The following is a 24,137-nucleotide window of genomic DNA, read 5'->3' on the forward strand; positions in this document are numbered from 1 at the left end:
TCACTCCTCAGTGATGGCGGCGTAGGCGGACAGCAGCAGCGCCGGGTCAGGTCCTTCGATCCGGGAGACTGCTCCGATGCGGTCGAGCACCACGAAGCGCAGCAGCCCGGCGCGCGTCTTCTTGTCCCGCTTCATGGCGTCCTCGAGCTTCGGCCACTGGCGGTCACGATAGGTCGTGGGCAGCCCCAGGGAGAGGAGGATCGCGCGATGGCGATCGACGTCCGCCTCGGAGAGCTTGCCTGCAAGGTGGGAGAGCTCGGCTGCGAACATCATGCCCACGCTCACCGCGGCGCCGTGACGCCACAGGTAGCGCTCGTTGCGCTCGATGGCGTGGGCGAGGGTGTGACCATAGTTGAGGATCTCGCGGTTGCCCTGCTCGGTGAGATCCTCGGAGACCACCTCGGCCTTCACCCGGATCTTGCGCTCGACGAGCTCGCGGAAGGCATCGCTGGTGACATCGAGCGCCGCGCTGGGGTCCTCCTCGATGATCTCGAGGATGCGCGCGTCGGCGATGAAGCCGCCCTTGACGACCTCCGCCATGCCGGCCGCGACGTCATTCGCCCCCAGCCCGGCGAGCACGTCGAGATCGGCGAGCACCGCGATCGGCGGGTGGAAGGCGCCGACGAGGTTCTTGCCCTCGGAGGTGTTGATGCCCGTCTTCCCGCCCACGGCGGCATCCACCATCGCGGCGACGGTGGTGGGGACCTGGAGCACGTCGATCCCCCGCAGCCAGGACGCGGCGACGAAACCCGCCAGGTCGGTGGCGGCGCCGCCGCCCAGCCCGATCACCAGGTCGCTGCGGCCGATCTCGGCCTGCCCGCACACGCCCCACAGGAATCCGGCGACCTGAGCGGTCTTCGCCTCCTCGCCGTCGGGGATCTCGGCGGCGAAGGCCTTGCGACCCGTCTCCGCGATGGACTCGCGGATCTGCTCAGCCACCAGGTTCAGGCTGGGCTGATGGATGATCACCACTCGGCGGGCACGCTCGGGCAGCAGAGCGGGCAGCTCGGCCAGCAGGCCGCGGCCGACGTGCACGTCGTAGCCGCCGGTCGGGGTGGTCACCGGGATGACGGTGGTGCTCATGCGGTCTCCTTCTCGGGATCGGCCGGCAGGGGCAGCTGCAGGCTCCGGATGATGGTGCGGGCCACGCGCGCGGGGCTGCCGTGGCCGGAATCGATGCGGTGCGCCGCCACCTCGCGGTAGCGCTCGCCCCGTTCCTCAGCGAGCTCGCGCCAGCGCGCCATGGGGTCACGGCCCTCGAGCATCGGGCGGCCTGCGCCATAGGAGAGGCGCCGGGCGGCGATGCGCTCCTCCACCTCGAGCAGCACGACGGGCAGGCCCCGCAGCAGCTCAGCGGACGTGGGATGCATGGGCGCGCCGCCCCCGAGGGACAGCACCCCGTCGCAGTCGGTGAGGGCGCGGGCGAGGGTCTGGGACTCGAGCTCGCGGAAGGCAGGCTCGCCCTCCTCCGCGAAGAGGGTGGGGATGCTGCGGCCCGTGGCCTCGACGATCAGCGCGTCCAGATCGGCGAAGTCGACGCGCAGCCGTGCGGCGAGGGCGCGTCCCACACTGGTCTTGCCCGCCGCCATCGGGCCGATGAGGATGACGAGCGGGCCCGTCACGAGGCAGGGTCCGGGCGGCGGTCGGTCAGTGCCGACTGCAGAGCGTTCGTCCCCTCCAGGTGGGTACGGATCTCGGCGACGGAGTCTCCGCCGGTCTTCTCCAGCAGCGCGTCCGCCAGGGCGAGCGCCACCATCGCCTCGGCGATCACCGCGGCGGGGGCCACGGCGCAGGTATCGGAGCGCTGGTGGTTGGCGGTGGTCTGCTCGCCCGTGGAGACGTCCACCGTGCGCAGCGCGCGGGGAACGGTGGAGATGGGCTTCAGGGCGCCGCGCACGCGGATCACCTGGCCGTTGGTCATGCCGCCTTCGAGGCCGCCGGCGCGATTGGTCACGCGCGGGAAGGTCCCCGCAGCGCCAGGGTCGGATGCCCCACCGGTCGCGAGGATCTCGTCATGCGCCTCGGAGCCGCGACGACCGGCGGTGGCGAACCCGTCACCGATCTCGACCCCCTTCATCGCCTGGATCGACATGATCGCCTGGGCGAGCTTGCCGTCCAGGCGGCGATCCCACTGGGTATGGGAGCCGAGGCCGACGGGCACTCCATAGGCCAGCACCTCCACCACTCCGCCGAGCGTGTCGCCGTCGGCCTTGGCCGCATCGACCTCTGCGATCATCGCGGCAGAGGAGCTGCGGTCGAAGCAGCGCAGCGGATCGGCATCCAGCAGGGCGTCGTCATCGGGAGTGGGCAGCGCCGCGCCGTCGGGCACGCGCACGCTCCCCACCTGCAGGGTGTGGGATACGAGCCGGATCCCGGCGGCCTGTTCGAGCAGCGCAGCGGCGACCCGGCCCGCCACCACCCGGGCAGCGGTCTCGCGCGCACTCGCACGTTCGAGAATCGGCCGGGCTTCGTCGAAGCCGTACTTCAGCATCCCGGAGAGGTCGGCGTGACCGGGGCGCGGCCGCGAGAGCGGCCGATTGCGGGCGATCTCGCGCTCGTCCCCGGTGCCGGCATCGACCACGAGGTCCTCACGGGCCACGGGATCGGCACTCATCACCTTCTCCCACTTCGGCCACTCCGAGTTCGCGACCTCGATCGCGAGCGGAGAACCGAGGGTGAGTCCGTGCCGCAGGCCGCCATGGATGGTGAGCACGTCCTGCTCGAACTTCTGGCGGCTGCCGCGACCGTGTCCGAGCCGACGACGCGCGAGCGCGTCCTTCAGATCGTCACTGGTCAGCTCGATACCGGCGGGGACGCCGTCGAGCAGGGAGATCAGAGAGGGGCCGTGGGATTCCCCGGCCGTGAGCCAGCGCAACATGGCGTTCATTCTGTCATGTCGGGCTGAAGCCCCGGACCGGTGTCCGGCTCAGTCCTCGCCGAGCTCGACAGACTCGAACGGGGTGAGCTTCCCGACCAGCGGGACCACGTCGGCGATGCCGTCGAGCACCGCGGTGGGCCGGTACGGGTACCGGATGATCTCGTCCTCCTGAGTGGATCCCGAGAGCACCAGCAGCGAACGCATCCCCGCCTCGAGGCCGGACTTCACATCCGTGTCCATCCGGTCACCGATCATGATCGAGGTCTCCGAATGGGCGCCGATCCGATTCAGCGCGGTGCGCATCATCAGCGGGTTGGGCTTGCCGACGTAGTACGGCTGGATCCCAGTGGCGGCGGTGATCATCGCCGCCACCGATCCGGTGGCCGGCAGCGGTCCCTCGGCGCTGGGTCCGGTCACGTCGGGGTTCGTGGCGATGAACTTCGCACCCAGGGTGATCAGGCGGACCGCGCGGGTGATCGCCTCGAAGGAGTAGGTGCGAGTCTCCCCCAGCACCACGAAGTCGACATCGGAATCGGCGAGGATGAAGCCTTCCTCATGCATCGCGCTGGTGAGCCCGGCTTCGCCGATCACATAGGCGGCTGCGCCCGGCTGCTGCTCCGCGAGGAAGCGGGCGGTGGCCAGGGCGCTGGTCCAGATCGATGCTTCGGGGATGTCGATGCCGCTGCGGGAGAGCCTCGCCCGCAGATCCCGCGGGGTGAAGATCGAGTTGTTGGTCAGCACCAGGAAGGGGCGGCCGTACTGCTGCAGTGCAGCGATGAAGTCCGCTGCTCCAGGCAGCGCGGCATCTTCGTGGACGAGCACACCGTCCATATCGGTGAGCCAGGAATGGATCGGGTGGGCTTCGAGCGCGGTGGTCATGGCATCAGTCTGCCGTACAGGCGGTACCGGACGCGAAGGCGCCAGGAGCTGTGGCCCGGGACCGCGCGGTGCACGACACACGACGACGGGCGCCACCCGAAGGTGACGCCCGTCGTGCTATCCATCGCTGATCAAGAGATCAGCAAGGGATCAGTTGCCGGTGAGCTTGGCGCGCAGGGCGGCCAGAGCCTCGTCGGAAGCGAGCGTGCCCTCATCCGAGGAGCTCGACTGGTAGGAGGACTGCGACGCGGGCGCCGAGGACTCCGTGGAGGAGGAAGACGACGACGACGAGGTGGTCGCGGCGGCCGGAGCGTTCGCGGACTCCTCGTCAGCCTTGATCGCCTCGACGACCTGAGCCTTGTGTGCGGTCCAGCGCTCGTACGCAGCGGCGTACTGGCCTTCCCACACCTCGCGCTGAGCGTCGTAGCCGTCGAGCCACTCGTTGGTCTCCGGATCGAAGCCCTCGGGGTACTTGTACTCGCCGTTGGCGTCGTACTCCGCCGCCATGCCGTAGAGCGCGGGGTCGAAGGTCGAATCGTCGCCCTCGGGGTCGACGCCCTCGTTGGCCTGCTTGAGCGACAGCGAGATGCGGCGACGCTCGAGGTCGATGTCGATGACCTTGACGAAGACGTCCTGGTCGACGGTGACGACCTGCTCGGGCAGATCCACGTGGCGCTGAGCCAGCTCGGAGATGTGCACGAGGCCCTCGATGCCGTCCTCGACGCGCACGAACGCACCGAAGGGAACCAGCTTGGTGACCTTGCCCGGCACGACCTCGCCGATGGCGTGGGTGCGTGCGAAGAGCTGCCACGGGTCCTCCTGGGTCGCCTTCAGCGACAGGGAGACGCGCTCGCGGTCCATGTCGACATCCAGGACCTCGACCTTGACCTTCTGGCCGACCTCGACAACCTCGGAGGGGTGATCGATGTGCTTCCAGGACAGCTCGGAGACGTGCACCAGGCCGTCGACGCCGCCGAGATCGACGAAGGCGCCGAAGTTGACGATGGAGGACACAGCGCCCTCGCGGACCTGGCCCTTCTGGAGGGTCTGGAGGAAGTCCGAGCGGACCGCGGACTGGGTCTCCTCGAGGTATGCACGGCGCGACAGGACCACGTTGTTGCGGTTCTTGTCGAGCTCGATGATCTTCGCCTCGATCTCCTGGCCGACGTAGGGCTGCAGGTCGCGGACGCGACGCATCTCCACGAGGGAGGCGGGGAGGAAGCCGCGCAGGCCGATGTCGACGATGAGGCCGCCCTTGACGACCTCGATGACGCGGCCGGTGACGACGCCCTCGTCTTCCTTGATCTGCTCGATCGTGCCCCAGGCGCGCTCGTACTGTGCGCGCTTCTTGGACAGGATCAGACGGCCTTCCTTGTCCTCCTTCTGGAGAACCAGGGCCTCGATCTCGTCGCCGACCTGGACGACCTCGCCGGGGTCGACGTCGTGCTTGATGGACAGCTCGCGCGAGGGGATGACGCCCTCGGTCTTGTAGCCGATGTCCAGGAGGACCTCGTCGTGATCGACCTTCACCACAGTGCCTTCGACGATGTCGCCATCGTTGAAGTACTTGATGGTGGCATCGATGGCAGCCATGAGCGCGTCGGCATCACCGATGTCATTGATGGCGATCTGGGGGGTCGTGGTGTCGGTCATGTAGGTAAGGACTCCGTCGGGACAGGAAATGAGTAGGGTCGATGGACGTGCTGATCCCCGCGAGGGGAACAGTCGGTGCCCGAGAGGCGCGGACGGGAGGGGCATGCAGATGCCTCGCCCGCACGCCATGTGGCGCACAGACCTTCGAAAGCCTAACAGTCCCCGCAGAGTTCCGCGAGATCCGGTGCCGTCAGCGCTCGGCGAGCCGCTGTGATCTCCATCCCGGAATCGCCGGGCCGGCTCCGTCGGCGCCCCTCAGGCACTGTCGGTGCGGGCCAGCAGGCGCGCCTCCGGCCCCGCAGGCCCGGGTCAGTGCGCCGCCTCGCGCCAGGTGCGGCCGATGCCGATTCCCACCTCGAGCGGCACCGACAGCTGGTAGGCGGAGTCCATGCCGTACTCGACGATCTCCCGCACCCGGTCGAGCTCGCCGGTCGCGACCTCGATCACCAGTTCGTCATGCACCTGGAGCAGCATCCGGGACGTCAGCTCCGCCTCGCGCATCCGTCGCTCGACGGCAAGCATCGCGAGCTTGATGATGTCTGCGGCGCTGCCCTGGATCGGCGAGTTCAGCGCCACCCGCTCGGCGTTCTCGCGACGCTGACGATTGTCCGAGGTGAGGTCGGGGAGATAGCGGCGGCGGCCCAGGATGGTCTCGGTGTAGCCGGTGGTGCGGGCCGTCTCCACGCTGTCCTGGAGGTAGTCGCGCACCCCGCCGAACCGTTCGAAGTAGCCGTCGCGCAAGGCTGCCGCCTCGGGCCGGGAGATCCGGAGCTGGCGGGACAGGCCGAAGGCCGAGAGGCCGTAGGCCAGGCCGTAGCTGACCGCTTTCGTCTTCGAGCGCATCGCCGGGTCCACTGCATCGGGGCTCACCCCGAACACCCGGGAGGCGACGAAGTTGTGGAGGTCCTCTCCGGAGTTGAACGCCTCGATCAGACCTTCGTCCTCGGACAGGTGCGCCATGATCCGCATCTCGATCTGGGAGTAGTCCGCCGTCAGCAGCGTCTCGAAGCCGTCGCCCGGCACGAAGACGTCGCGGATGCGCTGCCCTTCGGCGGTGCGCACGGGGATGTTCTGGAGATTCGGCTCGGTGGAGGCGAGGCGTCCGGTCGCCGCGGCGGTCTGCTGGAAGGTGGTGTGCACGCGCGAGCCGCTGTCCACGACCTTGTCCAGGCCCACCAGGTAGCCGGTCAGCTTGCTCATCTCGCGGAAGCGCAGCAACCACGACAGGAAGCGATGCCCGGCGGACTCCGGGTCCAGGGACTCGGAGAGATCGGTGAGCGATTCGGCGTCCGTCGAGTGACCTGAGGAGATCTTCCGGGTAGTGGGCAGCGAGAGCGTCTCGAACAGCACCACCTGCAGCTGCTTGGGCGAGGCGAGGTTGACCTCCTCCCCCACGATCTCGCCGGCCTCGCGCTTGGCCTGGGCGACGAAGCCCTCGAACTCCTGCCGCAGGGAGGCGACCTCAGCGATATCGAGGGCGATGCCCCGTTCATGCATGGTCTCCAGCACCGTCTGCAAGGGGCGCTCGAGCTCGTCCAGGATGCTCAGAGCCCAGGGCTCCTGCTCGAGGCTCGCGCTGAGCGTCGCCGCCGCTGGGTGGAGCGCGGCCGCAGCGTTCGCGAGGCGGGCGCCCGCGCGGGCGACGTGCTCTGCGCGGACCTCGGGGGTCTCCTTCGAGAGGGTCGAGGGGGCGGGCTTGCGGGGGCGAGGCTCGAAGCTCGCACCCGCGAACTCGGCGCCGAGCGCTTCCGCGTCGTAGGTGCGAGCGCCGGGCCGCAGCACGAACGATTCCAACGAGAGGTCGCGCAGCTGTGCCTGGGGGCGGTAGCCGTGCTCGGCCAGCCAGGAGCGGACCGCCGGAGCATCGGCGACCAGGATCTCCGTGGCCTGATCGAGAGTCGAGGCGAGCAGGGCGGAGGTCTCCGAGTCCAGCGCTTCCAGCGGCACCGCACCGCGGGCCTCCGCTGTGGCCAGTCCCAGCAGGGCACCGCCCCGGACGTCCTCGGCCATGTCGAGGGAGAGCACGTCGCTGCCGGTGTCGAGCAGCTCCTGCAGCCCCGTGACGTCCTCGATCGTGAGGACCTCCACGGCCTCCTGCTCCTCCTCGGCCGCTGCCTCAGCCACCGTCTCGCCGAGCAGCGCCGCCGGCAGGTCTCGGCGGATCGTGTCACCGAAGGCCAAGTCGTCGAACACTGCGATCGTGCGAGTGCGGTCCCCGCCCCCGAGGGCGTAATGCGCGGGATCCTCGGGCAGGTCCAGGGTGGTGAAGGCAGCGTTCATCAAGCGGTTCCGCTCCACAGCCTCCAGATTGTCGCGCAACGACTGCCCCGCCTTGCCCTTGATCTCGCCGGCGTGGGCGATCACGCCGGGCAGGTCGCCGTACTGCACGATCCACTTCGCGGCCGTCTTCGGGCCGACGCCCGGGACGCCGGGGAGGTTGTCCGCCGACTCGCCCACCAGCGCCGCGAGATCCGAGTAGCGCTCCGGCGGGACGCCGTACTTCTCCTCCACGGCCGCCGGGGTCATCCGGCGCATCTCGGTGACGCCCTTGATCGGCTGCAGCAGGGTGACCTTCTCGCCGACCAGCTGGATCGCGTCGCGGTCGCTGGTGACGATCAGCGCCTCGTCTCCCGCTGCCTCGGCACGGGTGGCGAGGGTGGCGATGATGTCGTCGGCCTCATAGTCCTCGTAGGTGAGCCAGCGCACCCCCAAGGCGTCCAGCACCTGCTGGATCAGGCCGATCTGGCCGTGGAAGGCCTCAGGGGTCGCGTCCCGGCCGCCCTTGTACTGGTCGTAGATGCGGTCACGGAAGGTGCCGCCGGGCAAGTCGAAGGCGACCGCGAGGTGCGTCGGCCGTTCGGAGGCGACCACGTTGATGATCATGCGGGTGAAGCCGTACACGGCATTGGTGGCCTGGCCCCGGCCGTCACTGAAACCATCCGCCGGCAGGGCGAAGAAGGCGCGGAACGCCATCGCATGCCCGTCGATGAGGAGGATGCGCTGGTCGTCGGTGTCACTCGCATTCATGAGGAGCAGTCTCCCATGTCGTGCCGACACCCGCTCCCCCGGCGGGCTGTGGCACGCTCGTGCCATGACCGACAGCAGCCGTCCTGACCACACCGTCGCCCCGCCGCTCAGCCCGGAGCTGCGCGCGCACTTCGCCCCGCTGCTGCGCGGCACCCTGGTGGAGCGATGCGGCATGGAGCTGCTGACGCTCGATGCTGCGGGCGGGACCATCACGATGCCGGTGGAGGGAAATCTGCAGCCGGCCAGGCTGCTGCATGGCGGGGCGACGATCGCCCTGGCAGAGACCATCGCGTCCTTCTGCGCGATCCTGCAGGCCCGCGCGGCCCACGGCGAGAAGGCGCAGGCGGTGGGCACCTCCGTCTCCGCGCTGCATCATCGCTCGGCGCGGCAGGGCACGGTGACCGGGACCTGCCGCGCACTCCACCTCGGGCGCCAGGTGGCCAACTATCTGGTCGAAGTGCATGACGAGCAGGGGACGCTGCTGAGCACGATCACCGTCGCCACTCAGCTGCTCCCTCCGCGCTGAGCGAAGGGTGCGCCGCGGCCAGGAAGCTCCCTACTCGGGGGCCTCGAAGTTCTTCGCGGTGCCGCGCTGCAGCACATTGGCCTCGGACCAGGTGTACTCGCGGAGCTCTCCGAGCCGGGCGTCGGACTCAGGGCCCAGCTCGAGCTTGCCCATCCGCCCGGAGTACGCCACGGTCGCCCTCTCCTCCGCCTCCAGCGCCGTCCTCATCACCTGCCGGCACGCACCGTAATCGGTGCAGGCCTCCGTCCCCGTCAGGATCGCAGGGAGCGCCGCGGTCAGCGCCGGCCCTTCGACCGAGAGCGCATGCTGAGCCGCCAGGCAGACCATCGTGAACGCGTCGTAACCATGCTGCGAGTAGGCATACCCGAAGCGCAGGAAATCGGCATTGATGTTGAGCATCATGTTCTCGTGCTCGATCGTGAGCTCGGCGCCGGGTTCATAGCTGGTCGCCGAGGTCAGAGAGTCCGGAGAGAGCTCCTTCGCCACCTGTTCCCGCGAATAGTCGACCGTCGCCGCTGGCGCGAGCCGCTTGGGGAACTCGACGGTCGGTCGCTGCCCCTCATCGAGGGTCGCGTCATAGAGCGCCGAGAGGAAGGGCGCGGCTTCCGCGCCGCCGTTGAAGATCAGCAGGGCCGGCGGAGCATCGGTCACCGCCTTCACCCGGGCAGCGATGTCGCCGAAGTTCCCCACCTCGTAGAACTGCTGAGAGAGCACCTTTCCGCTGCGCGGGGCGAGGAGATGCTCGAGTTCGTAGAGCAGACTCCGGCCCTGCAGAGTGTCCTCCGAGAGATAGGCGATGGTCCCCGCCGGCCCGGCCTTCTCTGCCGTGCTGCCGAGCGCGATCTCGGCATACTGCGCCGCCATCGTGAGGTCCGTCGGCGAGAGCCGAACGAGCAGGTTCGCGGTCTCCACTTCCGGCTGGCGCAGATCGCGGCCGGAGGTGAAGACATCGACCACCGCCATCCCCGCGTCGACCAGCGCTGGCATCGCGGCGATCAGCGACTCCTCATCGATCGAGGTGATCACGCAGGTGACACCGGAATCGGCCATGCCTTGGATGACCGCGGAGAGATCCTCCCCGGGTTCCTGCATGACGTACCGCTCAGAGAGCTCGACGTCATATCCGAACAGCCCGTCCCAGCGGGCGTTCACATCGATCCGGGCCATGTTGAGCGAGACCGCGATCGCTTCCTCGAAGGACGCCATCCGGCCGTAGTTCGCCCCGATCTGGCCGATCACCAGCGGGGTCTCGGGCTCCGAGAGAGCTTCAGCAGTGGGTGGCGGAGTGGTCTTGCGCGCACCTCGCCCTCCGCGAAGACCGCCTTCACCGCAGGCCGTCAGCGCACCGGTCCCGAGCACCCCTGCTCCGAGCCCGCGCACCAGCGTGCGTCGTGAGATCGCCATCGGCCCGCTTGTCCCCTCTCGTCCCGGCCCACCCGGCCCGGTGGCGTCAGTCCTTGCTCTGGCCACCCAGCTGATCGATCACGGCATCCGCGACCTCGCGCATCGTCAGGCGACGATCCATCGACGTCTTCTGAATCCAGCGGAAAGCCTCGGGCTCGGACAGGCCCATGTTGGTCTGCAGCAGGCCCTTGGCGCGGTCCACGCGCTTACGAGTCTCGAAGCGCTCCCCGAGGTCGGCGATCTCCGACTCGAGCTGCGTGATCTGCTGGAAACGCGAGATCGCGATCTCGATCGCCGGGAGCAGATCCGCCGGGGTGAACGGCTTGACGACGTACGCCATCGCGCCAGCGTCCCGTGCACGCTCGACCAGCTCGGTCTGCGAGAACGCGGTGAGCATGACCACTGGAGCGAGGTTCTCCTCGCCGATCTTCTCCGCAGCGGTGACACCGTCCATCTGCGGCATCTTGACATCCATCACCACCACATCGGGGCGCAGCTCGCGAGCCTTGGCCACGGCGCTCTCACCGTCGCCCACCGCCGCGAGCACCTCGTAACCTGCCTCGGAGAGGGTCTCGACGATGTCCATGCGGATGAGGCTCTCGTCCTCAGCCACCACAGCGGTGCGACGCGGCGCACCGTCACCGGGCAGTGCCTCGTCCTGGGCGTCGTCGGGAAGTGAAGTCATATCGTCAGTCATGTCGCCCTGTGTCTCGGTGTGGGCCTGTGTGCGGGTGGCGTGCACCCGCGCGGTCGAGGCCGGTGGTCATCAGCGGTATCCTAATCCAGCACTCCCCGGTGGGGGGCCAGCCGGGTTGGCGGAATGGTAGACGCGGCGCACTCAAAATGCGCTGTCCGTGAGGGCGTGCGGGTTCGAGTCCCGCACCCGGTACCCCAGTGAAGCAGCATCACCAACGTGCTGCACTTCGTACAGAACGGCGCCCGACGGCCAGATGGCCGCGGGCGCCGTTCTTGTCACACTGTCGCGTTCAGCGCAGCTCAGCCCTGCGAACTCGCTGCGCACCTACCGCTCGCGAGCTCGCAGAACGTCGCTCAGCCCTGCAGGATCAGCCCTGCGGGCCTGCGGCGATGTTGCTCGCCTCGATGCGGGCCGACTCGGTGCCGTCGAGGTCGCCGATGCGGTGCACGCGCAGGGTGTTGGTCGAGCCGTGGACGCCGGGGGGCGAACCGGCGGCAACGATGACCAGGTCGTTCTTCTGGAGGCCCTTCTGCTCGCGGAGCAGATCGTCGACCTTGCCGACCATCGCGTCGGTGTCGCTCTGCATCGGGACCAGGTGCGACTCGATGCCCCAGGTCAGGGACAGCTGGCGGGCGATCTCCGGGTACGGGGTCAGCGCCAGCAGGGGGATGGTGGGCCGCAGGCGCGAGAGCCGGCGCGCGGTGTCGCCGGACTCGGTGAAGGTCACCAGGTACTGCGCGGAGAGCTGGTCACCGATCTCGGAGGCCGCACGGGTGATCGCACCGCCGCGGGTGTGCGGGATGGTGCCCAGCGGGAGGATGCGGTCCGCACCGTTCTCCTCCGTGTTGGTGATGATGCGGGCCATGGTGCGCACAGCTTCGAAGGGGTACTTGCCCACGCTGGTCTCGCCCGAGAGCATGACTGCGTCAGCACCGTCGAGGATCGCGTTGGCGCAGTCCGACGCCTCGGCGCGGGTGGGGCGCGGGCTCTCGATCATCGATTCGAGCACCTGGGTGGCGACGATCACGGGCTTGGCGTTGCGGCGGGCGAGTTCGATCGCACGCTTCTGCACCAGCGGGACCTGCTCCAGCGGCATCTCGACACCGAGGTCGCCACGGGCGACCATGATGCCGTCGAAAGCGCCGACGATCGAGCGCAGCGCCCGGACAGCCTGCGGCTTCTCGATCTTCGCGATGACGGGGACCCGGCGGCCCTCTTCCTGCATGATCCGCAGGACGCCGTCCATGTCGTGCGCATCGCGCACGAAGGACAGTGCGACCAGATCCGCGCCGAGGCGGAGGCCGAAGCGGAGGTCCGCGATGTCCTTCTCGCTCATGGCAGGAACCGACACGGCGACGCCGGGCAGGTTGATGCCCTTGTTGTTGGAGACCGGTCCGGGGACCTCCACGACGGTGACGACCTCGGTCTCGGTGACCTCGGTGACGCGCACCGAGACCTTGCCGTCGTCGATCAGGAGCACATCGCCGGGGCGGCAGTCGCCCGGCAGGCCCTTGAACGTGGTCGAGACCCGCTCGCGGGTGCCCTCGATGTCGTCGGTGGTGATGGTGAGGCTGTCGCCCACCTCGAGCTTGTGCGGGCCATCGGTGAACTTGCCGAGGCGGATCTTGGGACCCTGCAGGTCGACCAGGACGGCGACGTTCTTGCCGAGGTCCTCCGCGGCACGGCGGATGTTCGCGTAGACGCTCGCGTGGTCTTCGTGCGTGCCATGGCTGAAGTTCATCCGGGCGACGTTCATCCCCGCTTCGATCAGCGTGCGGATCTGCTCGTAGGAATCGGTCGCCGGCCCGAGTGTGCAGACGATCTTCGCTTTGCGCATGTCAACCCATCTGTAGTTCGTAAGTAGGGCCGCGACCCAATTTTCAGCGGGCGCGCGCGTGCGCTGCCCAAGGGCCGCAGCATCGCGTGTTCTGCCCCTAGTGTTTCACACTGTGACAGGCTTCTCGCCGGGACTCACTGGCCGAGACAGGGATGTGACTCCCATCAGGTGCTCATCGACCGCGGCGGCGCACGAGCGGCCCTCTGCGATCGCCCACACGATGAGGCTCTGACCGCGGGCGCAGTCCCCCGCGGTGAACACGCCCTCCACGTTCGTCGCCCAGTCAGCATCGTGCACGATGTTGCCGCGTGAGGTGATCTCCACTCCGAGCGTGGTGAGCAGTCCCTCCTCGGTCGCGCCGGTGAAGCCCATGGCGATCAGCACGAGCGTGGCGGGCAGCACCGCCGCGGTGTCCGGCGTGGGGACGCGGGCACCGTCGACAAAGCGCGTGCGGGCGACTTCGAGCCCGCTGACCGCGCCCTCGGCATCGATCTCGAAACCCGTGGTCGAGGCCAGGTAGGAGCGGTCCCCGCCCTCCTCATGCGCGGTGGACACCTCGAACAGCACCGGGTGGGTGGGCCAGGGCTGGCGCTCGTCGCGCTCGGGCGGAGGTTGGGTGCCGATCGCGAGCGTCGTCACCGAACGCGCGCCCTGGCGGAGCGCCGTGCCCAGGCAGTCTGCGCCGGTGTCCCCGCCGCCGATGATCACCACGTCCTTCCCCTGGGCTGAGATCGGGCTTTCGACCCAGTCGCCCTCCACCAGCCGGTTCGCCTGGGTGAGGTACTCCATCGCCGGGTGGATGCCGGTGGCCTCCCTGCCGGGCACCGGCAGCTCCCGCGGGACGCTCGCACCGATCGCGAGCACCACCGCATCGAAGCGGGACCGCAGCTCCTGGACGGAGAGGTCATCCTCGCCCGTCCCGCCGATGTCGATCCCGGTGCGGAAGCGGGTCCCCTCCTCCCGCATCTGCTGCAGTCGGCGCTCGAGGTGACGCTTCTCGAGCTTGAACTCGGGGATGCCATAGCGCAGCAGGCCGCCGAGCCGGTCCTCGCGTTCGAGGACCACCACGGAGTGCCCGGCGCGGGTGAGCTGCTGGGCGGCGGCGAGCCCGGCAGGTCCGGAGCCGACGACCGCGACCGAACGTCCCGTCTGCCGGGTGGGGACGACGGGCTGCACCCATCCCTCTTCGAAGGCACGGTTGATGATCGAGACCTCCACGTTCTTGATCGTCACCGGCGGCTGGTTGATGCCCAGCACGCAGCTGGACTCGCACGGCGCCGGGCAGGCGCGACCGGTGAACTCCGGGAAGTTGTTGGTCGCGTGCAGGCGCTCGCTCGCCTCCTGCCAGTCCTCCCTGTAGACCAGGTCGTTCCACTCGGGGATCAGGTTGCCCAGCGGGCAGCCCTGATGGCAGAAGGGGATGCCGCAGTTCATGCAGCGTCCTGCCTGCCTCGAGACGACGTCGAGGGTGCCCTGCTCGCGGGCCTCGTACACTTCGCGCCAGTCCATCAGGCGAAGCGGCACGGGACGGCGAGCCGGCAGCTCACGATCGCGGTAGCGCAGGAATCCGCGGGGATCAGCCATGGGTGGCCTCCAAGATCTCGTTCCAGACATCGTTCGCATCGGGGTTGTTGCCCCGGGCCACCGCGTCCTGACGGAGCGCGGTGATGGTGAGGAAGGCGCGCGGAGCGATCTCGGTGAGCCGTCCGAGCAGCTCCTCCTCGTCCGCGAGCAGTGCAGCTGCCCGGTCGGAGCCGGTGCGCGCGGCGTGGTCGGCCACCGCCTCGAGCACGAACTCGCGATGCTCGGCAGTGACGGGGCTGAGCGTGAAGCCGGCGGCGTCGGCCGGATTCAGCCGGCTGGGGTCCAGGTCCAGCACGAACAGCGTGCCGCCGCTCATGCCGGCGCCGAGGTTTCGGCCGGTCGGGCCGAGCACGAGCACAGCGCCTCCGGTCATGTACTCGGCGCCATGGTCTCCGATGCCCTCGACGACCAGGGTCGCGCCGGAGTTGCGCACACCGAAGCGCTCCCCCGCGGAACCGGCCAGGAACAGCCGGCCGCTGGTCGCGCCATAGGCACAGGTGTTCCCGGCGATCGGGGCGGAGGTCAGCGACGGGCCGGTGCCGGCGCCATGGCCGACGGCGATGATGCCGCCCGAGAGCCCCTTGCCGACGTAGTCGTTCGCATCGCCCGTGAGGTGCATGCTGATGCCGCGCGGCAGGAAGGCGCCGAACGACTGACCGCCGGTGCCCTCGAGGTCCAGCACGATCGCGTCATCCTCGAGCCCGTCGCCGCCGGTGCGGCGAGTGACCTCGTGACCGAGCAGGGTGCCGGCGCTCCGCTGCACGTTGCGCAGGGTGTCCCGCAGGTGCACGGACGTCTCCGCGCCGCTGAGCACGCTGTCGGCCGCCGCGATCCAGGGATGGTCGGGGGCGCGGTCAAGGTGGTGGTCCTGGGCACGGCGCCGACGGGGGAAGTCGCCCTCGTGGATGGTGGGCGCGGCGAGGATCGCCGCGAGGTCGAGGCCCTCGCGCTTGGCGGTGCCGAGCGCGTTGCCTGCCCGTGCTCCCTCGGCCAGGTCGAGCAGGTCGCTGCGCCCGATCGCCTCGTCGAGGGTGCGCAGCCCCAGCGCGGCGAGGTGCTCGCGCACCTGCTCGGCGATGAAGCGGAAGAAGGTCACCACGTGCTCCGCCTTCCCTGTGAAGCGGGAGCGCAGCTCCGGGTTCTGGGTGGCCACGCCGACCGGGCAGGTGTCCAGGTGGCACACACGCATCATGACGCAGCCGGAGACCACCAGCGGGGCGGAGGCGAAGCCGTACTCCTCCGCGCCCAGCAGCGCGGCGATCACCACATCGCGGCCGGTCTTCAGCTGGCCGTCGACCTGCACCGTGATGCGGTCGCGCAGGCCGTTGAGCAGCAGGGTCTGCTGCGTCTCGGCGAGTCCCAGCTCCCACGGGGTGCCCGCGTGCTTGAGCGAGTTCAGCGGGCTCGCGCCCGTGCCGCCGTCGTGGCCGGAGATCAGCACGACGTCCGCATGCGCCTTGGAGACGCCCGCAGCGACGGTGCCCACGCCGAAGCGGGAGACCAGCTTGACGTGCACGCGCGCCGCGGGGTTCGCGGACTTCGCGTCATGGATGAGCTGGGCGAGATCCTCGATCGAATAGATGTCGTGGTGCGGCGGAGGGGAGATCAGGCCGATCCCGGGCGTGGAGTGCCGGGTGCGGGCGATCCACGGGTACACCTTCTCCGGAGGCAGCTGCCCGCCCTCGCCGGGCTTGGCGCCCTGGGCGATCTTGATCTGGATGTCCTTGGCGAAGGTGAGGTACTCGCTGGTGACGCCGAAGCGGCCGGACGCGATCTGCTTGATCGCGCTGCGGCGCTCCGGGTCGCGCAGGCGCTCGGGGTCCTCGCCGCCCTCGCCGCTGTTGGACATGCCGCCGAGCTGGTTCATCGCGATCGCGAGGGTCTCGTGCGCCTCCTGCGAGATGGAGCCGTAGCTCATCGCGCCGGTCATGAAGCGCCGGGTGATCGCATCGACCCCCTCCACTTCGCGGAGCGGCACCGGCTCCAGGGCCCCGGTGCGCAGGCGCAGCAGCCCGCGGAGGGTCATCAGACGCTCGTGCTGGTCGTCGACCTCGTCGGTGTAGCGGCGGAACTCCTCGTACTGGCGAGTGCGCGTGGAGTGCTGGAGACGGAACACCGCCTCGGGGGTGAACAGATGCGGCTCCCCCTCGCGGCGCCACTGGTACTCGCCGCCGACAGGGAGGCTGCGGTGCGCAGGGCGCTGGCCGTCCGCCGGGTAGGCGAGCGCATGACGGGCCGCGTTCTCCGCGGCGATCACGTCCAGCGTGATCCCACCGATCCGGCTGATGGTCCCGGGGAACCACTGCTCCACGAGATCCTGCGCGAGGCCGACGGCCTCGAAGATCTGCGCGCCGCGATACGAGGCGACCGTCGCGATGCCCATCTTGGACATGATCTTCAGGACGCCCTTGCCAAGCGCCCTGTTCAGGTTCGCGACCGCCTGCTCAGGGCTCACGCCGCTGATCACGCCGCGCTCGACCAGCTCCTCCACGCTCTCCATCGCGAGATAGGGGTTGATCGCACTCGCGCCGTAGCCGATCAGCAGCGCCGCGTGGTGCACCTCGCGCACGTCCCCCGCCTCGACCAGCAGCGCCGCCGAGGTGCGCCGCCCCGTGCGCACCAGATGGTGCTGGACCGCGCTGGTGAGCAAGAGCGACGGGATCGGTGCGAGCACCTGGTTCGCGTCGCGGTCCGAGAGCACCAGGAAGGTGGCGCCCTCGTCGATCGCCCGCCCGGCCTCCCCGCAGATCTCGTGCAGGCGCTGCTCGAGGGCGGCGGTGCCGCCGGCCACGGGGTACAGGCCGCGCAGACGCACCGTATGGAAGTCGGCCGTGGCGGGGTTCGCGTCGATCGCGACGATCTTCGCGAGCTCGTCGTTGTCCAGGATCGGGAAGTCCAGGGCGAGCTGGCGCGCGTGCTGCGGGGTGGCGTCCAGCAGATTGCGCGAGCGACCCAGGGCCACGGCCAAGGAGGTGACGATCTCCTCGCGCAGGGAGTCGAGCGGCGGGTTGGTGACCTGGGCGAACATCTGCGTGAAGTAGTCGAACAGGAGCCGCGGGCGCTCCGAGAGCACGGCGATGGGGGTGTCAGTGCCCATCGCCCCGAGCGGCTCGGCGCCCTTGGCTGCCATGGGCGCGAGCAGGATGCGCAGCTCCTCCTCGGTGTAGCCGAAGGTCTGCTGGCGGCGTACGACGGAGGCGCGCGAGTGGGTGATGTGCTCGCGCTCAGGCAACTCCGAGAGCGCGACCTTCTGCTCGCGGACCCAGGTGCGATACGGGTGCTCGGTAGCGATCTGGTGGGTGATCTCCTGACTGGGGACGATCTGGCCGAGATCGAGGTCGAGCAGGAAGATCTCGCCCGGCGCGACCCGGCCGGTGCGCGCCACGCTGCTGCGAGGCAGGTCCACCAGACCGGTCTCGGAGCCGAGCACCACCAGGTCGTCCTCCATCACCCAGTAGCGCAGGGGGCGCAGGCCGTTGCGGTCCAGTCGCGCACCCACCCGGGTGCCGTCGGTGAAGACCACGGCGGCCGGGCCGTCCCACGGCTCCTGGAGAGCGGCGTGGAACTCGTAGAAGGCCCGCAGATCCGGGTCCATCGACTGGTCGTTCTCCCACGGCTCAGGGATCAGCATCATGAGCGAGTGCACCAGGGAGCGGCCGCTGAGGTGGAGCAGCTCGAGCGCCTCGTCGAGGCTGGCGGAGTCCGAGGCGCCGGGGGTGTTGACCGGCAGCAGGCGGGCGAAGTCCTCCCCGAAGACGCCGGTGGACATCGAGCCCTCGGCCGCCCGCAGGCGATTGCGGTTGCCGATCACGGTGTTGATCTCGCCGTTGTGCGCGAGGGTGCGGAAGGGCTGCGCCAGCGGCCAGGCCGGGAAGGTGTTGGTGGAGAAGCGGGAGTGCACGATGGCGAGCTCCGAGGCGAAACGGGGATCGCGCAGGTCCGGATAGAACTCGTCCAGCTGCTCAGGGGTCAGCATCCCCTTGTAGACCATCACCCGGGTCGAGAGCGAGGGGAAGTAGCCCACCGTGGTGTGCTCCACGCGGCGGCGGACGGCGAAGGCCGCCCGCTCGAGCGCCAGGTCTGTGCGCTGCCCCTCGACATCGCTCAGGAAGACCTGGACCATGTCGGGGCGGACCGCTTCGGCGGACGGTCCGACCAGGCCCTCGGTGATCGGGACCTCACGGGTGCCGAGCAGTGCCAGGCCCTCGTCGGCGGCGATCTGGCACAGGGCCTCGAGCACGGCCCTGCGACCGGCATCGTCGCGCGGCACGAAGAGGGTGCCGGCGGCATAGGCACCGCGGGGTGGCAGGTCGAGCCCGCTGGCCTCGCGGAGGAAGGCGTCGGGCAGCTGGACCGTGATGCCGGTGCCATCGCCGGTGTCCTCTTCCGCGCCGACCGCGCCCCGATGCTCGAGGTTGCGCAGCGCCGTGAGGGCGTGCTCGACGATGTGATGGCCGGGATGGCCCTGGAGGCTCGCGATCATCGCGACACCGCAGGAATCCACCTCGCTGTCAGGGTGATAGAGGCCCTGGGCGGCGGGCAGCGCGGAGAAACGGGAATGCAGAGGGAGCATGACGCAGAGAACCCTTCGAAGGGGCGGCCGGTGACGTGCTCGTCATCCGTGACGAGCGCCCGGTGCCGGGGCTCGCCGCCCGTCCTGGCGATCTGTGTCGCTCGGGGGGTGCGGTGCCTACGGTCCGGGTGAGGGATCCGCGGCGGCGGAGGGAGGCGTGCCGGACTTCTCGTCCTCGTCCTCGTCGGGGCCGTTTCCTGCCGTCTGCGCGGGCATCTCGAAGGAGCCGTCGGCGGCGACGACCTCTCCCCCGCGGCGCTGCTTGCGGCGGGTGAGGTAGACGAACATCGCGACGCCCACGAGGGCCATCAGGATCGCGACCAGGGTGTGGATGCGCAGGGGCCCGATCATCAGCACGGGCTCGCTGCGGATCGCGTCGATCCAGGCGCGGCCGGTGGAGTAGAGCGCGACGTAGACCCAGAAGATCCGCCCGCCGGCCCACTGGTAGCGGCGGCTGAGCAGCAGCAGCACCGCCAGCGCTGCGAGGTTCCACAGCTGCTCGTACAGGAAGGTGGGGTGATAGGTGCCGGGGACGCAGCCACCGATGGTCTGGCCGTTGGTCACGCAGGTGACGTCCCACGCCCACCAGGCGTCCAGCGCGGGCCCGTAGAGCTCCTGGTTGAACCAGTTGCCGAAGCGTCCGAGCACCTGGGCGATCAGCAGGGTCGGCGCGACGGTATCGGCGAGGGCTGTGAAGGAGACGCCCTTGTGACGGGCCATGAACCAGACCGCGAGCGCGCCGCCTGCCACGCCGCCGTAGATCGCGAGACCGCCCTGCCAGATGTAGAGCACCGCGAGCGGGTCGCCGTCAGGGCCGAAGAAGGGCGCCGGCGACGTGAGGACGTGCCAGATGCGGGAGCCGACGATGCCGGCGATGATCGCGACGAAGATGATGTCGAAGAAGGTGTCCCCGTCGCCGCCGCGCTTCTCCCAGCGCTTGGTCGCCCACCACATCGCCACCGCGATCCCGGAGAGGATGCACAGGGCGTAGAAGTGGATCGTCAGCGGGCCGAGGGAGAGCGCTGAGATCGGTGAGCTGGGGATCATCGCGGCCCTTCCTGTTCTCGGTTCTTCGGACTAGCGGGGTTCATCGGACTGGCGGGGTTCTTCGGACCAGCGGGACGTCGAGCTGTCGAGTCTTCAGGTCAAGCTCGGGCGCGCTCGACGCCGGCACGGAGGTCATCGGCCACGGCCGCGAGTGCGGTGCGGGCTGCGGCGTCGTCGTGCTGGTTCTCGAGCAGAGCTCGGACGAAGGCGGACCCGACGATCACTCCATCAGCGTACGCGCCCACCTGCGATGCCTGTTCACCGTTCGAGACGCCGAGCCCGACGCAGACGTTTCTCGCCCCGGCCGCGCGGGTGCGCTCGACCAGGCCCTGCGTGGCGTCGGAGACGCTCGCACGGGTTCCGGTCACGCCCATGGTGCTCGCGGCGTAGACGAACCCCCGCGTGTGCGAGACCACATGCTCGAGCCGGTTGCGGGGAGAGCTGGGTGCGACCAGGAACACGCGGTCCACGCCGTGCGCCTCACTCGCCGCGATCCAGTCCGCGCCCTCGTCGGGAATCAGATCCGGGGTGATCACCCCGGCGCCGCCAGCGGCCGCGAGATCGCGGGCGAAGGCGTCAGGACCGTAGGCGAGGATCGGATTCCAGTAGCTCATCACCAGGATTGCGGCGCCGCGGCCGGAGAGCGCCTCGACGGCCTGGAGCACGTGCCGGGTGCGGGTGCCGCCCTCCAGCGACGCGGCTGCCGCCTGCTGGATGACCGCGCCGTCCATGACCGGGTCGGAGTAGGGCAGGCCCAGCTCGATCATGTCGGCGCCGTGGTCGATGAGGATGCGGGCGGCCTCGATCGAGCGCTCGAGGTCCGGGAAGCCCACGGGGAGGTAGGCGATCAGCGCGGCCCGGTTCTCGGCGCGGGCGCGGTCCAGGACCTCGTCAGCGCGCAGCCGGTGGCTCTCAGCGGTGGTCATCGGGTCTCCTCTGCCTGGTCGGTGGTCGCACGGGCCGCAGCGCGCAGAGCGGTCAGATCGGCGCGAGCGGGCTCGTCGCCGACCAGTCCGAACCAGCGCGAGGCGGTGTCCACGTCCTTGTCGCCGCGGCCGGAGAGGCTCACCAGGATGACGGCGTCCTCGCCGAGCTCACGGCCCAGCTCGAGGGCCCCGGCCAAGGCATGCGCGGACTCGATCGCGGGCATGATGCCCTCGGTCATGGAGAGCAGCGCGAAGGCCTCCATCGCGGGGCCGTCATCGATCGCGCGGTATTCGGCGCGGCCGATATCTGCCAGCCAGGCATGCTCGGGACCAACGCTGGGATAGTCCAGGCCGGCGGAAACCGAATGGGAGGCGATCGTCTGGCCGTCCTCGTCCTGCATCACGAAGCTGCGGGCACCATGGAGCACACCGGGGGTGCCACCGGTGATGGTGGCGGAGTGGCGGCCGGTGGTGATCCCGTCGCCTCCTGCTTCGCAGCCGATCAGGCGCACCAGCGGGTCGGTGTCGTCGAGGAAGGCGTGGAAGATGCCCATCGCATTGGAGCCGCCGCCCACGCAGGCGACCACCGCGTCGGGCAGGCGCCCCACCCGTTCGAGCGTCTGGGCGCGGGCCTCCTCGCCGATGATGCGGTGGAAGTCGCGCACCATGGCCGGGAAGGGGTGCGGGCCGGCGACCGTGCCGAGCAGGTAGTGGGTGGTCTCGACGTTCGCGACCCAGTCGCGGAACGCCTCGTTGATCGCGTCCTTGAGGGTGCGTGAACCCTGCTCGACCGCGATCACCTCCGCGCCCAGCAGGCGCATCCGTGCGACGTTGAGCGCCTGGCGCTCGGTGTCCTCACCGCCCATGTAGATCGTGCAGTCCAGACCGAACAGCGCCGCTGCGGTGGCGGTCGCGACTCCGTGCTGGCCCGCGCCGGTCTCGGCGATCACGCGGGTCTTGCCCATGCGCTTGGTGAGCAGTGCCTGGCCGAGGACGTTGTTGATCTTGTGGCTGCCGGTGTGGTTGAGATCCTCGCGCTTCAGCAGGATGCGAGCACCGCCGGCGAGCTGGGAGAAGCGCGGGGCCTCCGAGAGCAGCGAGGGGCGCCCGGTGTACTCGGCGGCGAGGTGCTGCAGCTCGGCGATGAACTCCGGATCGATGATCGCCTTCTCGTACATCTCGGTGAGCTCGTCGAGGGCGGGCACCAGCGCCTCGGGCAGGAAGCGGCCGCCGAAGTCCCCGAAGTAGGGGCCTGCCTCGGAGCGCAGCTCCGAGATGGGCCGGGTGAGGTCGGTGACGACCCGCTCGGAGAGGGGACGATCGTGGTCGGGGCTGCTCATGCCTGAGCTCCTTCCGGGAGGGTGCGGCCCAGGCGGGCCACCTGACGATAGGACGCTGCGGCTGCGGCGGGGTCTCCCGAGGTGACCAGCGCTTCTCCGACCAGCACGGCATCGGCGCCGGCGGCGGCGTACGCCTCGACGTCCGCGACCGAGAGCACGGCCGATTCACCGATGGCGAGCGGCCCGGCGGGGATCCTGCGCAGCAGGTCCGCGGCCCGTCCGAGGTCGACGGTGAGGTCCTTGAGGTTGCGGGCGTTGACTCCGATGATGTCCGCCTCGAGCGCGAGGGCCCGATCCAGCTCCTCGGCGGTGTGGACCTCCACCAGCGCCTGCATGCCGAGCTCCGTGATGAGGTCGTAGAGCGTCCGCAGCTGGACGTCGTCGAGGGCTGCCACGATCAGCAGCACCAGATCGGCGCCGTGGGCCCGGGCCTCATACACCTGGTAGGGCTCGACCACGAAGTCCTTGCGCAGCACGGGCACCTGGACCCGGGCGCGGACCGCGTCGAGGTCGGCGAGGGTGCCGCGGAATCGACGCTGCTCGGTGAGCACGCTGATCGCGGAGGCGCCGGCATCTGCATAGGCGGCGGCGAGTTCGGCCGGCTCCGGGATCTCTGCGAGCGCGCCCTTGGAGGGGCTGGAGCGCTTGACCTCGGCGATCAGGCCCATGGTGGTGCCATCGCCGAGCAGGCTCGCCCGGGCGTCCAGGGCCGGTGGGGCTGCGGCGGCCAGGCGCTGGATCTCAGCATCCGGCACGGCGGCGCGCCGCGGTGCGAGGTCCTCGCGCACGCCATCGATGATCTCGTCGAGGACGGTTCCGGTGGTGGTCACGTATGCCTCCTGCAGCAGCTCAGAGCGGGGCGGCACGCTGTGCCGCCGGGACTCCCGGGGATCGTCGATTCCCAGGGATCGTCGGTGGCGGGGTCAGCCGCCGACGTAGGAGATCGGGGCGAGGAACCAGAATGCTGGCAGGTTCCTCAGCACCGCGAACAGGACTGCGATCACGACCAGTCCCAGCAGCACCGGTTTCGTGGGCATCAGGTCCGTGCGCAGTCCTCTGGCGCGGCGCACTGACCAGGTCAGCAGCCCGGCCGCGACCAGTGGTATCGCGATGGTGATCAGCGCATTGTTCCGCAGTGCCAGCAGCATGTCACCGGCGAGCAGGGAGTGCACGGCGCGGATCGCTCCGCAGCCGGGGCACTCCAGCCCCGTGAGATGGTTCAGGACGCACAGCGGGATATGGGTGCGGAACGGGTCGAAGACCAGCTGCACGCCGACAGCGACGGCCAGGCCGCCGATGCCGATCGCAAGCGGCAGGAGGGCCCGGCGCGGGCCGCGGGCGGGAGCGCGGAGCACGGCGTCGCCATGTCTCGCCCTCGCCGCGTCGATCACCTGGCGTCGGCCTCGGCGGGCACATGGCCCCGTGCGTTCGCGCCGCCGTCGGCGGTGATCTCCGCCGACTTCTGGCTGTATTCGCGAGGCTGGCCGAGCCCGGCGAGGGAGAGCACCACGCCGGCCACGATCGCGAGCAGGATGATGGCCGCACCGATCCAGATCAGCATCGTCAGGTCCGTATCGATGATGTCCGGCACGATCATGCCGACTGCGATGGGGATGGAACCGAGGACGATGCCGAGGTTCATGGTCCAGCCCGCAACGGTCTTGCCCTCATTGTGGTGAGGGGGCGGCGGCACAGCGTAGGTCTTCGGCATGATCCTTCTCCAGTCAGGGTCCCGGTCGAGGCCATTGTGCCACGTCATCCGGTGG

18 protein-coding genes and 1 tRNA gene are annotated in these 24,137 nt (G+C 69.7%); 2 read left to right on the plus strand and 17 right to left on the minus strand.

Going from position 1 to position 24,137, the window contains the following annotated elements:
* The 6 genes from aroB to polA all read right to left on the minus strand — a co-directional run bounded on the left by aroB (position 1) and on the right by polA (position 8,437).
* Positions 1–1,083 (minus strand): 3-dehydroquinate synthase, encoded by a 1,083-nt coding sequence (gene aroB / locus ABD893_RS12105; RefSeq protein WP_345080335.1) that lies wholly within the window; start codon positions 1,081–1,083, stop codon positions 1–3.
* Positions 1,080–1,622, minus strand: a complete 543-nt coding sequence (locus ABD893_RS12110) for a shikimate kinase (protein WP_345080337.1) — start codon at positions 1,620–1,622, stop codon at positions 1,080–1,082. The genes aroB and ABD893_RS12110 overlap by 4 nt, the downstream gene beginning before the upstream one ends.
* A complete protein-coding gene (aroC, locus tag ABD893_RS12115; protein ID WP_345080339.1) occupies positions 1,619–2,878 on the minus strand; it encodes a chorismate synthase in 1,260 nt (419 codons plus the stop codon). The genes ABD893_RS12110 and aroC overlap by 4 nt, the downstream gene beginning before the upstream one ends.
* A 48-nt stretch (positions 2,879–2,926) precedes the next feature.
* On the minus strand, positions 2,927–3,757 hold the full coding sequence (locus ABD893_RS12120) for an HAD-IIA family hydrolase (protein ID WP_345080342.1): 831 nt from the start codon (positions 3,755–3,757) through the stop codon (positions 2,927–2,929).
* Positions 3,758–3,907: 150 nt separating this feature from the next.
* Positions 3,908–5,410: a 30S ribosomal protein S1 gene (gene rpsA, locus ABD893_RS12125; protein WP_345080345.1), complete on the minus strand. Its 1,503-nt coding sequence runs from the start codon at positions 5,408–5,410 to the stop codon at positions 3,908–3,910.
* Positions 5,411–5,719: 309 nt separating this feature from the next.
* Positions 5,720–8,437 (minus strand): DNA polymerase I, encoded by a 2,718-nt coding sequence (gene polA, locus ABD893_RS12130; RefSeq protein WP_345080347.1) that lies wholly within the window; start codon positions 8,435–8,437, stop codon positions 5,720–5,722.
* Between the two features lie 64 nt (positions 8,438–8,501).
* Between polA and ABD893_RS12135 the strand changes: the two genes are divergently transcribed.
* The gene (locus tag ABD893_RS12135; RefSeq protein ID WP_345080350.1) at positions 8,502–8,963 is read left to right on the plus strand and encodes a hotdog fold thioesterase; all 462 of its coding nucleotides are present in this window, start codon (positions 8,502–8,504) and stop codon (positions 8,961–8,963) included.
* Between the two features lie 30 nt (positions 8,964–8,993).
* Here the strand turns inward: ABD893_RS12135 and ABD893_RS12140 are convergent, their stop codons facing one another.
* Together ABD893_RS12140 and ABD893_RS12145 are read right to left on the minus strand one after the other, a co-directional pair.
* Positions 8,994–10,367, minus strand: coding sequence for an ABC transporter substrate-binding protein (locus tag ABD893_RS12140; protein WP_345080353.1), 1,374 nt, complete (start codon positions 10,365–10,367; stop codon positions 8,994–8,996).
* Positions 10,368–10,413: 46 nt separating this feature from the next.
* Positions 10,414–11,052 carry an ANTAR domain-containing response regulator gene (locus ABD893_RS12145; protein ID WP_345080356.1) on the minus strand — a complete coding sequence of 213 codons (639 nt, stop codon included), beginning with the start codon at positions 11,050–11,052 and terminating at the stop codon, positions 10,414–10,416.
* A 121-nt stretch (positions 11,053–11,173) separates the two neighbouring features.
* Here ABD893_RS12145 and ABD893_RS12150 point away from each other — a divergent pair.
* Positions 11,174–11,256: transfer RNA gene (locus tag ABD893_RS12150), tRNA-Leu, on the plus strand.
* Positions 11,257–11,431: 175 nt separating this feature from the next.
* On the opposite strand, the gene pyk is transcribed toward ABD893_RS12150, so the two are convergent.
* From pyk to ABD893_RS12195, 9 genes are all read right to left on the minus strand, one after another.
* Positions 11,432–12,901 (minus strand): pyruvate kinase, encoded by a 1,470-nt coding sequence (gene pyk / locus ABD893_RS12155; RefSeq protein ID WP_345080359.1) that lies wholly within the window; start codon positions 12,899–12,901, stop codon positions 11,432–11,434.
* Positions 12,902–13,006: 105 nt separating this feature from the next.
* Positions 13,007–14,485, minus strand: coding sequence for a glutamate synthase subunit beta (locus ABD893_RS12160; RefSeq protein WP_345080361.1), 1,479 nt, complete (start codon positions 14,483–14,485; stop codon positions 13,007–13,009).
* Positions 14,478–19,058 (minus strand): glutamate synthase large subunit, encoded by a 4,581-nt coding sequence (gene gltB / locus ABD893_RS12165; RefSeq protein ID WP_345080363.1) that lies wholly within the window; start codon positions 19,056–19,058, stop codon positions 14,478–14,480. The genes ABD893_RS12160 and gltB overlap by 8 nt, the downstream gene beginning before the upstream one ends.
* Positions 19,059–19,175: 117 nt before the next feature.
* Positions 19,176–20,105, minus strand: coding sequence for a prolipoprotein diacylglyceryl transferase (gene lgt / locus ABD893_RS12170; RefSeq protein ID WP_345080365.1), 930 nt, complete (start codon positions 20,103–20,105; stop codon positions 19,176–19,178).
* Between the two features lie 98 nt (positions 20,106–20,203).
* Positions 20,204–21,031, minus strand: coding sequence for a tryptophan synthase subunit alpha (gene trpA / locus ABD893_RS12175; RefSeq protein WP_345080367.1), 828 nt, complete (start codon positions 21,029–21,031; stop codon positions 20,204–20,206).
* Positions 21,028–22,371: a tryptophan synthase subunit beta gene (gene trpB, locus ABD893_RS12180; RefSeq protein WP_345080370.1), complete on the minus strand. Its 1,344-nt coding sequence runs from the start codon at positions 22,369–22,371 to the stop codon at positions 21,028–21,030. Before trpB ends, trpA begins: the two co-directional genes overlap by 4 nt.
* Positions 22,368–23,201, minus strand: coding sequence for an indole-3-glycerol phosphate synthase TrpC (trpC, locus tag ABD893_RS12185; RefSeq protein ID WP_345080373.1), 834 nt, complete (start codon positions 23,199–23,201; stop codon positions 22,368–22,370). Before trpC ends, trpB begins: the two co-directional genes overlap by 4 nt.
* Positions 23,202–23,294: 93 nt before the next feature.
* Positions 23,295–23,726, minus strand: a complete 432-nt coding sequence (locus ABD893_RS12190; protein ID WP_345080375.1) for a DUF2752 domain-containing protein — start codon at positions 23,724–23,726, stop codon at positions 23,295–23,297.
* 32 nt (positions 23,727–23,758) lie between these two features.
* Positions 23,759–24,082 (minus strand): HGxxPAAW family protein, encoded by a 324-nt coding sequence (locus ABD893_RS12195; protein WP_345080377.1) that lies wholly within the window; start codon positions 24,080–24,082, stop codon positions 23,759–23,761.
* Between the last annotated feature and the right edge of the window lie 55 nt (positions 24,083–24,137).

Source organism: Brachybacterium paraconglomeratum (assembly GCF_039541415.1).
Taxonomy (GTDB): Bacteria; Actinomycetota; Actinomycetes; order Actinomycetales; family Dermabacteraceae; genus Brachybacterium; species Brachybacterium paraconglomeratum_A.

Excerpts from the sequence above, each read along its gene's own strand:
- aroB (WP_345080335.1), bottom strand. The coding sequence starts at position 1,083 with ATGAGCACCACCGTCATCCCGGTGACCACCCCGACCGGCGGCTACGAC.
- aroC (WP_345080339.1), bottom strand. The coding sequence starts at position 2,878 with ATGTTGCGCTGGCTCACGGCCGGGGAATCCCACGGCCCCTCTCTGATC.
- ABD893_RS12120 (WP_345080342.1), bottom strand. The coding sequence starts at position 3,757 with ATGACCACCGCGCTCGAAGCCCACCCGATCCATTCCTGGCTCACCGAT.
- rpsA (WP_345080345.1), bottom strand. The coding sequence starts at position 5,410 with ATGACCGACACCACGACCCCCCAGATCGCCATCAATGACATCGGTGAT.
- polA (WP_345080347.1), bottom strand. The coding sequence starts at position 8,437 with ATGAATGCGAGTGACACCGACGACCAGCGCATCCTCCTCATCGACGGG.
- ABD893_RS12135 (WP_345080350.1), top strand. The coding sequence starts at position 8,502 with ATGACCGACAGCAGCCGTCCTGACCACACCGTCGCCCCGCCGCTCAGC.
- ABD893_RS12140 (WP_345080353.1), bottom strand. The coding sequence starts at position 10,367 with ATGGCGATCTCACGACGCACGCTGGTGCGCGGGCTCGGAGCAGGGGTG.
- ABD893_RS12145 (WP_345080356.1), bottom strand. The coding sequence starts at position 11,052 with ATGACTTCACTTCCCGACGACGCCCAGGACGAGGCACTGCCCGGTGAC.
- pyk (WP_345080359.1), bottom strand. The coding sequence starts at position 12,901 with ATGCGCAAAGCGAAGATCGTCTGCACACTCGGGCCGGCGACCGATTCC.
- ABD893_RS12160 (WP_345080361.1), bottom strand. The coding sequence starts at position 14,485 with ATGGCTGATCCCCGCGGATTCCTGCGCTACCGCGATCGTGAGCTGCCG.
- gltB (WP_345080363.1), bottom strand. The coding sequence starts at position 19,058 with ATGCTCCCTCTGCATTCCCGTTTCTCCGCGCTGCCCGCCGCCCAGGGC.
- lgt (WP_345080365.1), bottom strand. The coding sequence starts at position 20,105 with ATGATCCCCAGCTCACCGATCTCAGCGCTCTCCCTCGGCCCGCTGACG.
- trpA (WP_345080367.1), bottom strand. The coding sequence starts at position 21,031 with ATGACCACCGCTGAGAGCCACCGGCTGCGCGCTGACGAGGTCCTGGAC.
- trpB (WP_345080370.1), bottom strand. The coding sequence starts at position 22,371 with ATGAGCAGCCCCGACCACGATCGTCCCCTCTCCGAGCGGGTCGTCACC.
- ABD893_RS12195 (WP_345080377.1), bottom strand. The coding sequence starts at position 24,082 with ATGCCGAAGACCTACGCTGTGCCGCCGCCCCCTCACCACAATGAGGGC.